Source organism: Rhodopseudomonas sp. (assembly GCF_048594845.1).
Classification (GTDB): domain Bacteria; phylum Pseudomonadota; class Alphaproteobacteria; order Rhizobiales; family Xanthobacteraceae; genus Rhodopseudomonas.
Genome location: NZ_JBMDXE010000232.1, coordinates 1 through 13,156, shown reverse-complemented (window position 1 = coordinate 13,156; position 13,156 = coordinate 1). Strand labels below are relative to the sequence as shown.

The 13,156-nt window shown below is 65.5% G+C and carries 11 protein-coding genes and 1 pseudogene; 3 read left to right on the top strand and 9 right to left on the bottom strand.

The window, feature by feature from the left end; genetic code table 11:
- Positions 1-292 (top strand): annotated as a pseudogene (locus ACOJTD_RS14975) (carbohydrate ABC transporter substrate-binding protein); the annotation flags it as partial.
- 240 nt (positions 293-532) lie between these two features.
- On the opposite strand, the gene ACOJTD_RS14970 reads toward ACOJTD_RS14975, so the two are convergent.
- From ACOJTD_RS14970 to ACOJTD_RS14930, 9 genes are all read right to left on the bottom strand, one after another.
- A complete protein-coding gene (locus tag ACOJTD_RS14970) occupies positions 533-1,633 on the bottom strand; it encodes an alkene reductase (RefSeq protein ID WP_420133689.1) in 1,101 nt (366 codons plus the stop codon).
- Positions 1,634-1,915: 282 nt separating this feature from the next.
- On the bottom strand, positions 1,916-2,221 hold the full coding sequence (locus ACOJTD_RS14965; RefSeq protein ID WP_420133688.1) for a sodium:proton exchanger: 306 nt from the start codon (positions 2,219-2,221) through the stop codon (positions 1,916-1,918).
- Positions 2,222-2,437: 216 nt separating this feature from the next.
- Positions 2,438-3,505: a branched-chain amino acid ABC transporter permease gene (locus tag ACOJTD_RS14960; protein WP_420133687.1), complete on the bottom strand. Its 1,068-nt coding sequence runs from the start codon at positions 3,503-3,505 to the stop codon at positions 2,438-2,440.
- Entirely contained in the window at positions 3,502-4,521 is a 1,020-nt protein-coding gene (locus ACOJTD_RS14955; RefSeq protein ID WP_420133686.1) for a branched-chain amino acid ABC transporter permease, read from the bottom strand. The genes ACOJTD_RS14960 and ACOJTD_RS14955 overlap by 4 nt, the downstream gene beginning before the upstream one ends.
- A complete protein-coding gene (locus tag ACOJTD_RS14950; protein WP_420133685.1) occupies positions 4,518-5,240 on the bottom strand; it encodes an ABC transporter ATP-binding protein in 723 nt (240 codons plus the stop codon). Before ACOJTD_RS14950 ends, ACOJTD_RS14955 begins: the two co-directional genes overlap by 4 nt.
- Before the next feature lie 214 nt (positions 5,241-5,454).
- Positions 5,455-6,219: an ABC transporter ATP-binding protein gene (locus tag ACOJTD_RS14945; RefSeq protein ID WP_420133684.1), complete on the bottom strand. Its 765-nt coding sequence runs from the start codon at positions 6,217-6,219 to the stop codon at positions 5,455-5,457.
- Between the two features lie 182 nt (positions 6,220-6,401).
- Positions 6,402-7,586, bottom strand: a complete 1,185-nt coding sequence (locus ACOJTD_RS14940) for a substrate-binding domain-containing protein (protein WP_420133683.1) — start codon at positions 7,584-7,586, stop codon at positions 6,402-6,404.
- A 155-nt stretch (positions 7,587-7,741) separates the two neighbouring features.
- Entirely contained in the window at positions 7,742-9,121 is a 1,380-nt protein-coding gene (locus ACOJTD_RS14935; protein WP_420133682.1) for a lytic murein transglycosylase, read from the bottom strand.
- Between the two features lie 241 nt (positions 9,122-9,362).
- Positions 9,363-10,805 carry a helix-turn-helix domain-containing protein gene (locus tag ACOJTD_RS14930; protein ID WP_420133681.1) on the bottom strand — a complete coding sequence of 481 codons (1,443 nt, stop codon included), beginning with the start codon at positions 10,803-10,805 and terminating at the stop codon, positions 9,363-9,365.
- 223 nt (positions 10,806-11,028) lie between these two features.
- On the opposite strand from ACOJTD_RS14930, the gene ACOJTD_RS14925 reads away from it, so the two are divergent.
- Complete coding sequence (locus ACOJTD_RS14925; protein ID WP_420133680.1) at positions 11,029-12,663, top strand: isocitrate lyase; 1,635 nt, start codon at positions 11,029-11,031, stop codon at positions 12,661-12,663.
- A gap of 24 nt (positions 12,664-12,687) precedes the next feature.
- Positions 12,688-12,900: a DUF4170 domain-containing protein gene (locus ACOJTD_RS14920; RefSeq protein WP_420133679.1), complete on the top strand. Its 213-nt coding sequence runs from the start codon at positions 12,688-12,690 to the stop codon at positions 12,898-12,900.
- Positions 12,901-13,156: the final 256 nt, after the last annotated feature.

Below are 13,156 nucleotides of genomic sequence, written 5' to 3'. Positions count from 1 at the left end.
CGGCGACGCGTCGTCCGGTGCGAAGACCCCGCAGCAGGCGATGGACTCGCTGGCTGCGGCGCAGGACTCGGTGCTCGAACGCCTCGAGAAGTCGAAGGTGCAGGGCGAATGCGGTCCGAAGCTGAACAAGAAGGAGACCGCGGAGTACTGGTACGAGAAGTCCGCCAAGGACGGCAACATCGCGCCCCAGCGCAAGCTGGCCAACGAGAAGCCGAAGGGTGAAACCGTCGACTACGACACCCTGATCAAGTCCTGGCCGGCCTCGCCGCCCAAGCGCGCGGAAGCCAAGTAAGCGTTGGGAGCCTCATGGTGAGGAGGCGCGTAGCGCCGTCTCGAACCATGAGGCGACCCGCACGGTGCTCGGGGCGTCATCCTTCGAGACGCCCGGCGGCGCCGGGCTCCTCAGGATGAGGTCTGTGCAAAATCGAAAGGCCGGGAGCGATACCGGCCTTTCTGCTGTTCAGTGCACTTTCGTTGGCCATTCCGGGTTCGCGCTGCGCGTGCCCCGGAATGACTCGTGTGTGGCTGGCGCTTACTGCGCCGCCTGCGCCGATTCCAGCGTCGGGTAGTCGGTGTAGCCCTTGGCGCCGCCGCCGTAGAAGGTGTTGCGGTCGCCTTCGTTGAGCGGCGCGTTCAGCTTGAGGCGCTCGACCAGGTCCGGGTTGGAGATGAACGGCTTGCCGAACGCGATCAGGTCGGCCGCGCCGGAGGCGAGGTGCTGGTCGGCGAGCGCGCGGTCGTAGGCATTGTTGGCGATGTAGGTGCCGTTGAAGCGCTTGCGCAGCGAGGCGTAGTCGAACGGCGCGACGTCGCGCGGGCCGCCGGTGGCGCCTTCGATGACGTGGATATAGACCAGCTTCAGCTTGTTGAACTCGTCGGTGATGTAGTCGAACAGCGGCTGCGGGTTGCTGTCGGAGACGTCGTTGGCCGGGGTCACCGGCGAAATCCGGATGCCGGTGCGTTCCGGTCCGATCTCCTTGGCGACGGCCGTCGCGACCTCGATCATCAGCCGGGCGCGGTTCTCGATCGACCCGCCATATTGGTCGGTGCGCTTGTTGGAGCTGTCGCGCACGAACTGATCGAGCAGATAGCCGTTGGCGCCGTGGATCTCGACGCCGTCGAAGCCGGCCTTGATGGCGTTGGCGGCGGCCTTGCGGAAGTCGTCGACGATGCCGGGAATTTCGCTGAGCTCGAGCGCACGCGGCTCGGAAACGTCGACGAACTTGCCGCCCACGAAGGTCTTGGTGTTGGCCTTGATGGCCGACGGCGCGACTGGCTTGCCGCCGTTCGGCTGCAGGTCGACATGCGAGATGCGGCCGACGTGCCAGAGCTGGATGAAGATCTTCCCGCCGCGCTTGTGCACCTCGTCGGTGACTTTCTTCCAGCCGGCGATCTGGGCGTCGGAATAGATGCCGGGCGTGTCCTGATAGCCCTGGCCCTGCTGCGACACCTGGCTGGCTTCGGTGATCAGCAGCCCGGCGGTGGCGCGCTGGCCGTAATATTCGGGCGCGAGCGGGCTGGGGATGAGGCCGTCCGGAATGGCGCGGTTGCGCGTCAGCGGGGCCATCGCAATGCGGTTGGCGAGCGTGATCGGACCGAGCTTGGTGGGCTCGAACAGCTTGGAAGTCGACATGGGGCCGTCCTGGAAGGTTGCGGATGGCTGGAACGTGGGGCGCCCCGGTCGAATCTCAATGGGTCTGCCGAAAATAGATGCGGCCGCATGAAAGTTTGAAGTGCGGTTTTGAAAAAGCGGCTTCAGGCAGCAAGGATGTTCTGAAAATACCGGTCGAGGTGGGACGAATGCGGTCCCGAGGCTCATGGCGCGGACGGCAGGGGGGCCGATCGAGGGCGTCCGGCGGCATGAGTTGTCGCCGGACGTTCGCTTGCAGCCGTGGCCGGCTGCAGCGTGGGTTGTTCAGGCGGCCAGCGGGCGGCGCTGGCGGCGGAAGAACCAGAACGCGAACGGGGCCACGAACAGCGTGCCGAACGCCGGCAGCGCCGCGGCCCGCAAAATCTCGCTCGCCCCGAAGCCGTCGCCGCCGAGGCCGATCTTGCCGAGCACGATGGCGATCACGAGCGTGATGATCGGCGAGACCACCATCGCGGCAGCGCCGGCGGCCTGCGACACCAGTTTGCCGGCCGGAGCGGCGTTTGCGAGCACACCTGCCACCACGACGGCGGCGGCGAAAGCCAGTGCAGTCAGCATCAAGAGCAGTGTCATTTCCAACTTCCTGTTTGCTCGGACGACCCGCCTGTTTCGGTATCGGAGTAGGCGGAGAGGTCCTCGTCGATGGGGCGCGGAGGTGAGGGAGCGCCCCGAACGGCAACAGGATACTTTGTGCAGTTGCACACGAAATTGATCTGGCGCAGATGATACCGATGAGGCTGCGCGTCAGGAGCGCGCAGGAGCCATGCGTCGTACGACCTTGGTCGCGGTCTATTCGGCCGTCTTCTGCCCACCGCGCAGCCGGCCGACGATGCCGGTCGGGAAGAAATAGACGCTGGCGACGAACAGCAGGCCAAGCCACAGCAGCCAGCGGTCCGGATGAAGCAGCCCGGGCAGCAGCGGTAGGCCCGCGTCGGCCGCGGCCGTGGAGGCCGCGCCCATCAGGGTCTGCAGATAGTTCTGCGCCAGGATGAAGATGGTGGCGCCAATGATGGCGCCGTAGATCGTGCCCATGCCGCCGATCACCACCATCAGCAGAATATCGAGCATGATCGAGAAGCTCAGCGACGTATCCGGCCCGGCATAGCGCAGCCACATCGCATTGAGCACGCCGGCCGCGGCGGCGACCAGCGCGGCGAGCACGTTGGCGTAGGTGAGGTGGAAGACGGTCCGATAGCCGAGCGCTTCGGCGCGGAAACGGTTCTCGCGGACCGCCTGCAGCACGCGGCCGAACGGCGAGTTCACCACCCGCAGCAGCGCCAGGATCATACCGGCGCAGCCGACCAGGATGATGTAGTAGGTCAGGATGCGGCCGTTAATCCGCACGCCGAAGAAGTCTTTGACGAACACCGTGCCGGGCCGCAGCAGCTCCGGCAGGCTGAAGCTGCGGCCGTCCTCGCCGCCCGTCAGCCATGATAACTGCGACGCCAGCACCAGGAAGGCGGACGCCACCGCGAGCGTGATCATCGCAAAGAAGATCGCCTCGACCCGCAGCGAGAACAGCCCGATCGCCAGCGCCAGCAGTGCGGCGAGCGGCAGGCCGATCACGATGCCGGCGCCGACCGCGGCCCAGCTCGGCCCCATGCCGTACAGCGCGATCGCCACCGCGTAGCTGCCGATGCCGTAGAACATGGTGTGGGCGAACGACACCGTGCCGGTGTAGCCGAGCAGCAGGTCGTAGGACGCCACCAGCGCCGCGAAGATGCAGATCTTGGCGGCGACGTTGAGCGGCTTGGCGCCGGGAAACAGGAACGGCGTCAGCGCCAGCACCACCACGATCGCGATCAGCAGCAGCGTCAGCACCCGGCTGCGCGGCGGATCGCCGGACAGGATCATCATCGTGACGTCACCGCATAGAGCCCGCGCGGCCGCCACATCAGGATGGCGACCATCAGCAGGATGTTGGAAACCAGCGCCAGCTTCGGCACCAGGAAGCCGCCGTAATTCGCGACCATCGCGACCAGCAGCGCGCCGATGAAGCAGCCGCCGACCGAGCCGAGCCCGCCGATGATCACCACGATGAAGATCAGGACGGTGAGCTCGTTGCCCATCGAGGCATGGACCTGCTCGCGATACAGCGCCCACATGATGCCGCCGAGCCCGGCCAGCGCCGAGCCGACCATGAACACGCCGAGGAACAGCCGCTTGACGTGATAGCCGAGCGCCTCGACCATCTCGCGGTTCTCGACGCCGGCGCGGATCAGCAGGCCGATCTTGGTGCGGTTCAGCGTCAGCTGAATGCCAATGAAGACGATCAGCCCGACCAGCATCACCAGCAGGCGATACTTGGCGATGGCGATGTCGCCGATGATGAACGAGCCGCGCAGCGTATCCGGCAGCGGCAGCGGAATGATCTGCGGCCCCCACAGCGCGTACAGCGCCTGCTCCGCCACAATGAGCCCGCCGGTGGTCATCAGGATCTGCTTCAGATGCTGGCCGTACACCGGCAAAATCAGCACGCGCTCGACCACGAGCCCGAGCGCGCCCGACACCGCCATCGCGGCGAGCGCCGCCGGCGCCAGCACTGCGAGATTGACCAGCAGCGAGTCGGATTGCGACATCGCCGCGAGCGGCATCAGCACCAGCGTGGCCACATAGGCGCCGACCGAGATGAAGGCGCCGTGGCCGAAGTTCAGTACATCCATCAACCCGAACACCAGCGTCAGCCCGGACGCCATGGTGAAGATCATCATCCCCATCGCCAGCGACGCGATCGTCAGCGTCACCCAGGACGAGAACGAACCAACCAGCGGCAGCATCAGCAACGCCAGGATCACCGGCAGCAGCACCGGCAGCAGATCACGCTTGGCCTGCGGTAGCGGATCGGAGGTGGAAGGGGCGGGGACGTCGGTCACTGATGCGCCTCCAGGCTCAATCCGAGCAGGCGTTCCTGCAGCGGGACGTCGGCGGCCAGCGCCGCCATGGCGCCGCGGTGGACGATCATGCCGTTGTCCATCACCAGTACGCTGTCGCCGATCTGCTGGGCGACGTGGAAATTCTGCTCGACCAGCAGGATGGTGGCGCCGCTGCGCTTGATCTCGGCGAAGCATTCGATCAGCGCGCCGATGATCGCCGGCGCCAGCCCCTTGGTCGGCTCGTCGATCAGCAGCAACTGGCGCGGCTCGATGATGGCGCGGGCGATCGACAGCATCTGCTTCTGTCCGCCGGACAGCGAGCCCGCGCGCGACAGCCAGAATTTTCGCAGCGCCGGGAAGAAACCGAAGATCCAGTCGAGCCGCGCGGTGTCCATCGCCTGCTCGCGCGCCGCGAGGACCAGGTTTTCCTTCACGGTAAGATCGGAGAACACCGCCATGGTCTCCGGCACATAGCCGATGCCGAGCCGCGCGATCTCTGGTGTCGCCAGCGCTTCGATGCGCTTTCCTGCGAGGGTGATCTCACCGCGCGACGCCGGCCACAGCCCCATGATGGTGCGCAGCGTCGTCGTCTTGCCGGCCCCGTTGCGCCCGAGCAGCATCGTGGTCTGTCCCGCCGGGACGGCGAAGTCGACGCCCTGCAGGATGTGATAGCGGCCGATATTGGTGTGGACGCCGGCGAGGGTGAGGAGGTCGGTCATGCGGCGCTCGTTGATGAGAGCGTGTGAGCTTTTCCCGAAGCGAGGCCTGCTCCCCTCCCCCTTGCGGGGAGGGGTCGGGGGTGGGGGTACCCCAGGCACTGTGCCCGCGTCGCCCTCACCCCAACCCTCTCCCGCAAGCGGGAGAGGGAGCGAGCTGGCAAGCGGGGAGAGTTGGGGGCTAACACTGCAGCCATTGAAAGTCTCATCACTCCGCTCACGCCGCACTCTTCCCCGGCGCAATGCCGAGATACGCCTCCTGCACGATCGGCGAGGCGATCACTTCGGCGGGCTTGCCGTCGGCGACGAGTTTGCCGTGGTGCAGGACGATGATGCGGTCGGCGAGGGAGCGGACGACGTCCATCTTGTGTTCGACCAGCAGGATGATCTTGGACGGATCGGTCTTCAGCCGGGCGATCAGATCGAGCACCACCGGGACCTCGTCGACGCTCATGCCGGCGGTCGGCTCGTCGAACATGTAAACCTTGGGCTCCAGCGCCATCATCAGCGCGACTTCGAGCTTGCGCTGGTCGCCGTGCGATAGCGCGGTGGCGGCGACGGTGCGGCGGGCGCCGAGCGCGACGCTGTCGAGGATGGCGTCGGCGCGTTCGATCAGGTCGCGCCGCGTCCGCCATGGCCGCAGCATGTCGTAATGCGTGCCATTGTGCGCCTGCACGGCGAGGCGGACGTTTTCTTCGACGCTGAGATTGGGAAACAGATTGGTGAGCTGGAACGCCCGGCCGAGCCCGGCGCGGGTGCGCAGCGGGGCCGTCATCTTGGTGATATCCGCGCCGTCGAACAGGATGCGGCCGGCGCTTGGTTTGAGCTGCCCGGAGATCAGGTTGAAATACGTCGTCTTGCCGGCGCCGTTCGGCCCGACGATCGCGGTCAACTCGCCCGGCCGAAACGCACAGCTCACCCCATCGACCGCGACATGGCCGCCGAAGCGAATGGTGAGGGATTGGGTTTCGAGGGTGGTCATGAGGCTGGCCGGAATGACAATGCTTGAGTTCAGCGTGCCCCGGATGCTGCGCAGCACGCCGCGCTAGCGGCGTGGTGCGCTGCTGATCCGGGGCCCCGGTGTCGGTGCGCGTGAAGAAACCGGGGTCCCGGATCTGCGAAGCGGCACTGCGTGCCGCATCGCGTCCGGGACACGGAACGTTGTTACCGCTTATTCTTGATCGGGATGGTCATGTCCTCGATCTTGAGCTCGCGCACCGGCTCGAGCGCGGCCCAGGCGAGGTTGGGATCGACCTTGACCTTGAAGTGATACATGCTCTGCAGCGCCTGATGGTCTTCCTTGCGGAACACCATCTTGCCCTTGGGCGTGTCGAACTCCATGCCTTCCATCGCGGCGATCAGCTTCTCGGTTTCGGTCGACTTCGCCTTCTGCACGGCGGTGACGACCGCCATCGCGGCCGAGAAGCCGCCGGCGGTAAAGAAGTCCGGCGGCGCGTTGTAGCGCTTCTGATGTTCGGTCACGAGCCAGTCGTTGATCGGGTTCTTGGGGATGTCGTAGTAGTAATAGGTCGCGCCCTCCATGCCGGGCAGGCGCTTGTAGGCGGCGAGCGCGGGCAGGATGTTGCCGCCGGTCGACAGCTCGATGCCGTAGCGCTTCGGGTCCATGTCCTGCAGCTTGGTCAGCGGATCGCCGCCGCCGGCCCATACCACCCAGATGATCTTCTTGCCGGGCTTGTCCTTCAGCGCGTCGAACAGGCGCTGACCGACCGCGGTGAAGTCCGTCGTGGTGGTCGGGACGTATTCCTCGGCGGCGAGCGTCGCGCCGGTCTTGGCCAGCGCCTCCTTGAAGGCGGCGACGCCGTCGCGGCCGAACGCGTAGTCCTGCGCCAGCGTCGCGATGGTGACGCCCTGTTTGCCGATCGCGACCGCGTTGGAGATCGCGTCCTGCGACGAGTTGCGGCCGGTGCGGAAGATGTAGCGATTCCACTTCTCGCCGGTGATCTGGTCGGCGACCGCCGGCTCGACGATCAGGATCTTCTTGTTCTCCTCGGCGACCGGCAGGTCGGCCAGCGCCGCGGCCGACGACGAGGTGCCGATCGCGATGTCGGCGCCGTCGTCCTGATAGGCTTCGGCGAGCGCGGCCTTGGAGAGGTCGGGCTTCGACTGATCGTCCTTGGTGATCACTACGATCTTGCGGCCGTCGAGCGTCATCGTGCCCTTCGTCGCGTATTCCAGGCCCATCATCAGGCCGGTCTCGGTCTGCTTGGCGTAGGCCTCGAGCGGGCCGGTCTTGCCGTAGATCAGCGCGATCTTGAGATCGTCGGCCTTGGCGGCGACCGTCGTGGTCAACGCGAGGGCGGCAGCGGCAACGAGAGACAGATGACGCACGTTCTTCCTCCGGTTTTCGTTGCGCGCGACCCTAGAGCAAGTCGGCGAAACTTGGAACGTGCCGGCAGATGAAATTTCGAGCGAGCACCGCCTCGGATCGGGTCAGTGTGTGAGATTTCTTCCGGCGCCTGTATTCGGCGCCAGCTTGAACCGCGTCATTGCGGTGAAGGCGGCGGCAGACGGCGCTGACGCTGCACCGGCTGCGGGCCTGCCGGGCGGAACGGCGGCTCCGCGGACGCGGACGGCGCAGGCGCTGCCGAGCCGCCCATCCGCGTCAGCAATTCGGCGGTCGGCCATGAATCCGCAGGCAGGCCGTATTTGATCTGCATCGCCTTGACGCCGGTGCGGGTCTGCTGGCCGAGCACGCCGTCGACCTTGCCGACGTCGAAGCCCGCGCGCACCAGCAGTTGTTGAAGCTGCTTCATCTCGTTGAAAGACAACTGCGCGACCTGCGCGGTCGGCTTGCGCATCGGCGGCGCGCCGGCGATGCGGGTGGCGAGATACGCCGCGGTGGTCGAGTAGATCAGCGAGTTGTTCCACTCCGTATAGGCGGCAAAGTTTGCATATGCGAGGAACGCCGGGCCGTGGCGGCCCATCGGCAGCAGCAGCGACGCGGGCATCTCGTCCTTCGGCAGCGGCCGGCCGTCCGGATAGACGACGCCCCATTGCGCCCATTGCGAGCGCGGCTGCTTCACCAACAGGTCGGCCTGGTCCCACGGCATGTTGGCCGGCACCTGCACCTCCTGCAGCCACGGCTCGCCGCGCCGCCATTTCAGGCCGGTCGCAATGTAGTGCGCGGTCGAACCGATCACGTCGGGCGCGCTGTGCAGCAGGTCGCGATGGCCGTCGCCGTCATAGTCGACCGCGTAGTCGTAATAGTGCCGCGGCAGGAATTGCGTTTGGCCGAGCTCGCCGGCCCAGGAGCCGATCATCTCGCCGGGCGACAGATCGCCGCGATCGATGATCTTCAGCGCCGCGATGGTCTCCTGCTGAAACATCTCGGAGCGCCGGCAGTCATAGGCCAGCGACACCAGCGAGCGCAGCGTCGACAGGTTGCCCTGGATCGCGCCGAAGTCACTCTCCAGCGCCCAGAACGCCGCGATCACCGCCGGCGGCACGCCGTAGTCCTTCTCGGCGCGCGCGAACGCGTTCGCGTATTGCTTGATCAGTTGCTGGCCTTTGACACGGCGTCCTTCTGAGGCCATCCGCCCGGCGAATACCGTAAAAATCTGCCCGAACACCCGCTGCCCGCGGTCGCGATTGACGATGCCCTGGTCGTACACCAGATACGGCGAAGCCGCGGCAATCGCCCGCTGAGATACACCAGCCGCGACCGCCTGCTGCTTCAGCCCGGCGAGGAACTGATCGAAACTCTGTCCGCCATGGCACAACGCGCCGCGCTGGGCGAGGGCGGGTGAGGTCGAGAGAGAAGTCGCGATCGCCAATATTGCTATCGCGGCTGCTGCACCGAACGACCTCCGCAAATATTTTGTCGTCGCTTTCAGCCGCAGCATCGCGTTCTCCACAAACGTCATCGCCGGGCTTGACCCGGCGATCCATCAAATCAGACGCGGAGTCTTGGCGGGATGGATGGCCGGGTCAAGCCCGGCCATGACGGGCTGTGTGCGCTAGCGGCTTCGAGCACAATCTCCCCGCGTCATTGCGAGGAGCGAAGCGACGAAGCAATCCAGCTCAGTGCACGGCTCTGGATTGCTTCGCTTCGCTCGCAATGACGGGGAGAATGGGGGGGCACAGCGAGCGAGGGCGCGCGTCAGCTCACAGTTCTCTCGCATTGCTGAACGAAAAGCTGCTCGCCCGCCGCGTGTTCTCGTCCAGGATCAGCGTTCGCGTGATCGGCGGCTCGGCGCGTTGCGAACAATGCTCGCGTTCGCAGAGGCGGCAGTTGACGCCGATCGGTGTGCCTTCGGCTTTGTCGAGGTCCATGCCGGCGGCGTAGATCAGTTTCGCGGCGTGGCGGATTTCGCAGCCGAGGCCGAGGGCGAAGCGGGGTTGCGGCTGCGGATGCGGCGCGACCGGGCGGCGGACCATCTGGGCGATCGAGAAGTAGCGGCTGCCGTCGGGCAGTTCGATCACCTGCTTGAGCAGCCGGTCCGGCGTGTCGAAGGTCGAGTGCACGTTCCACAGCGGGCAGGTGCCGCCGAATTTCGAGAACGGGAAGGTGCCGGACGAAAATCGCTTGGAGACGTTGCCGGCGTTGTCGACGCGCAGCAGGAAAAACGGCACGCCGCGCGCATTCGGCCGCTGCAGCGTGGTGAGGCGGTGGCAGACCTGTTCGAAGCCGGCGTTGAAGCGCTGCGCCAGCACGTTGACGTCGTAGCTGAGTTGCTCGGCGGCGGCGTGGACGGCGGCGTAGGGCATCATCACCGCGGCGGCGAAGTAATTACCCAGCGTGATGCGGAACAGCCGCCGCGCGCCGTCGTCGAGCGAGCCGGTACGCGCGACGATGCCGTCCATCGCGGCGCCGTATTCGGTGAGGCCGATTTGGAACGCGGCCTGGAAGGCGCGGCCCTGGAAATCGACCAGCTCCGAGATCAGGAGCTGACGGCGATGGCGGTCGAAGCGCCGCAGCGTCTCGCGCATGACGTCGACCGGCATGATGCGCGTGGTGATCGAATGCCGCTCGCGCAGCCGCTCGGCGAGCGCGCCGAACAGTTCCTGCGAACTCACATTGAGCTCGTCGCGCACCGCCTCGGCGGCCTGTTCGAGTTCGGGAAAGTAATTGCGGTTGGCCTCGATCAGGTCGCGGACGCGCTCGATCGGGTTGGCCTCGTAGCGGATCTGCTCGCGGTCGGCCATCTGCGCCGCCACCATGGTCTCGCCGCGGCGCGCCTCGGTGTAGGCGGCGTACAGCCGCTGCAGCGAGTGGGTGACGCCGGGGCAGAGTTCGGCGAGGTCTTTCAGCTCCTGCTTGGGCAGGTCGATCTGGCGGAACAGCGGGTCGGAGAAGATCTCGTTGAGTTCGGCGAAGAACCGGTCTTCATCTGCGGTGGCGAGGTCCCGGAGGTCGAGGTCATAGGTCTCGGCCAGCCGCAGCAGGATCTGAGCGGTCACCGGGCGCTGGTTGCGTTCGATCAGGTTGACGTAACTGGGGGAAATTCCCAATCCTTCGGCGATCTGGGTCTGTGACAGGCCGAGCTGCTGGCGAATCCGCCGGAATCGCGGCCCGACGAACAGCTTTTTCCCGGAATCGCCGGCCATTTTTAACAGTTCCTTCAGCTTCGCCGGTCGGCGATTTTTACAAAATTTACAAAGTTACATTTGTTACATGTACTGAAGTTACATGACATCACCATTCGTTCGCAAGAGGTCTGTACGTCTTTCCCGATCTCGCGTTTACGTAGCGACACGTTTCGCAGCGCCGCTGTCAAGAATGTCTCAGGCAGCGACGCCGCGGTTTTGTCGTCATCGAAGGGATCATGTCATGAACTTCCAGCCCCGCGGCATCAGCGCCATCCAAGCTCCGAGCACCTACCAGAGCGAAGTCGAAGCGGCCGACGCCCTGCTCAAGGACAAGCCGACCTGGAATGGCGTCACCGCCGAGGCCGTGGCCCGGATGCGCCTGCAGAACCGCTTCAAGACCGGCCTCGACATCGCCCGCTACACCGCGGCGCAGATGCGTGCCGACATGGCGGCGTATGACGCCGACCCGACCAAGTACACCCAGTCGCTGGGTTGCTGGCACGGTTTCATCGCGCAGCAGAAGCTGATCTCGATCAAGAAGCACGGCGGTGGCCGCACCGATCGTCGTTACATCTACCTGTCGGGCTGGATGATCGCGGCGCTGCGTTCGGAGTTCGGCCCGCTGCCCGACCAGTCGATGCACGAGAAGACCTCGGTGCCGGCGCTGATCGAAGAGATCTACACCTTCCTGCGCCAGGCCGACTCGCGCGAGCTCAACGACCTGTTCCGCCAGCTCGACAAGGCCCGTGAGGCCGGCGACAAGGCGAAGGAAACCGCGATCATCGACCAGATCGACAATTTCCAGACGCACGTCGTGCCGATCATCGCCGACATCGACGCCGGCTTCGGCAACGCCGAGGCGACCTATCTGCTCGCCAAGAAGATGATCGAAGCCGGCGCCTGCGCGCTGCAGATCGAGAACCAGGTGTCGGACGAGAAGCAGTGCGGCCATCAGGATGGCAAGGTCACCGTGCCGCACGACGTGTTCATCGCCAAGGTGCGCGCGCTGCGTCACGCCTTCCTCGAGATGGGCGTGGAAGACGGCATCATCGTCACCCGCACCGACTCGCTCGGCGCCGGCCTGACCCAGCAGATCGCGGTCAGCCATCAGCCGGGTGACATTGGCGACCAGTACAACAGCTTCCTGGATTGCGAGGAAGTCGACGCCACCAAGATCGGCAACGGCGACGTCATCATCAGCCGCAACGGCAAGCTGCTGCGTCCGAAGCGTCTGCCGAGCAACCTGTACCAGTTCCGTCCGGGCACCGGCGCGGACCGCTGCGTGCTGGACTGCATCACCTCGCTGCAGAACGGCGCCGACCTGCTGTGGATCGAAACCGAGAAGCCGCATATCGAGCAGATTGCCTCGATGGTCGATCGCATCCGCGAAGTCGTGCCGAACGCCAAGCTCGCGTACAACAACTCGCCGTCGTTCAACTGGACGCTCAACTTCCGCTGGCAGGTCTACGATGCCTGGAAGGAAGAAGGTAAGGACGTGTCCAAGTACAACCGCGCCGAGCTGATGAAGGCGGAGTACGACGAAACCCCGCTGGCGATCGAAGCCGACGCCCGCATCCGCACCTTCCAGGCGGATTCGGCCAAGCGCGCCGGCATCTTCCACCACCTGATCACGCTGCCGACCTACCACACGGCTGCGCTGTCGACCGACAATCTGGCCCGCGAATATTTCGGCGACCAGGGCATGCTGGGTTATGTTAAGAATGTGCAGCGCCAGGAAATCCGTCAGGGCATCGCCTGCGTGAAGCACCAGAACATGGCCGGCTCCGACATCGGCGACGACCACAAGGAATACTTCGCCGGCGAAGCGGCCCTGAAGGCCGGCGGCGAACACAACACGATGAACCAGTTCAGCTAACGGAAAGAAACAGGAGACAGGATCATGTCGGGCAGCAACTTCTGGGTGATCGGTGGCGAGTTCGGTTCGATGAACTTCCACAAGCTCGTCGAAGGGTCGGCCCAGGTGAAGGGCCCCTTCAAGACCCGCCAGGAGGCCGAAGAGGCCTGGAAGGTTCTCTCCGAGGAAAACCGCCATCGCGCCGGCGTGCGGTTCTCGATCGTGGAAGAGCCGAACCGGGCCGTCACCCCGGCCTGATCCGCTCCTGAGCCGCAGCGGCGCACGCGCCGCGCGGTGAGCTGAAGAGATAGAAGACGTCCAAGGACTTTGGCGGTCTCATCGGGGCAACCCGGCGGGGCCGCCATCGTCGTTTTGGGAGGCGGGCGGGCCGCTGAGCGTCTGGCCTGTGGATGGAACCGGGCGTTGTTGTGGCGCGCCGCCGTGCCGCAAATCCTTGCAAGGTCAGGGCCTTTGCGGCGGTCATGGTTGCTGGTAGGTTAATTTTGAACAATCG

What these genes read in the sequence shown, in the direction of transcription:
- ACOJTD_RS14970 (WP_420133689.1), bottom strand. Translation starts at nt 1,633, where the DNA reads ATGTCGACTTCCAAGCTGTTCGAGCCCACCAAGCTCGGTCCGATCACG.
- ACOJTD_RS14965 (WP_420133688.1), bottom strand. Translation starts at nt 2,221, where the DNA reads ATGACACTGCTCTTGATGCTGACTGCACTGGCTTTCGCCGCCGCCGTC.
- ACOJTD_RS14960 (WP_420133687.1), bottom strand. Translation starts at nt 3,505, where the DNA reads ATGATGATCCTGTCCGGCGATCCGCCGCGCAGCCGGGTGCTGACGCTG.
- ACOJTD_RS14935 (WP_420133682.1), bottom strand. Translation starts at nt 9,121, where the DNA reads ATGACGTTTGTGGAGAACGCGATGCTGCGGCTGAAAGCGACGACAAAA.
- ACOJTD_RS14950 (WP_420133685.1), bottom strand. Translation starts at nt 5,240, where the DNA reads ATGACCGACCTCCTCACCCTCGCCGGCGTCCACACCAATATCGGCCGC.
- ACOJTD_RS14920 (WP_420133679.1), top strand. Translation starts at nt 12,688, where the DNA reads ATGTCGGGCAGCAACTTCTGGGTGATCGGTGGCGAGTTCGGTTCGATG.
- ACOJTD_RS14945 (WP_420133684.1), bottom strand. Translation starts at nt 6,219, where the DNA reads ATGACCACCCTCGAAACCCAATCCCTCACCATTCGCTTCGGCGGCCAT.
- ACOJTD_RS14925 (WP_420133680.1), top strand. Translation starts at nt 11,029, where the DNA reads ATGAACTTCCAGCCCCGCGGCATCAGCGCCATCCAAGCTCCGAGCACC.
- ACOJTD_RS14930 (WP_420133681.1), bottom strand. Translation starts at nt 10,805, where the DNA reads ATGGCCGGCGATTCCGGGAAAAAGCTGTTCGTCGGGCCGCGATTCCGG.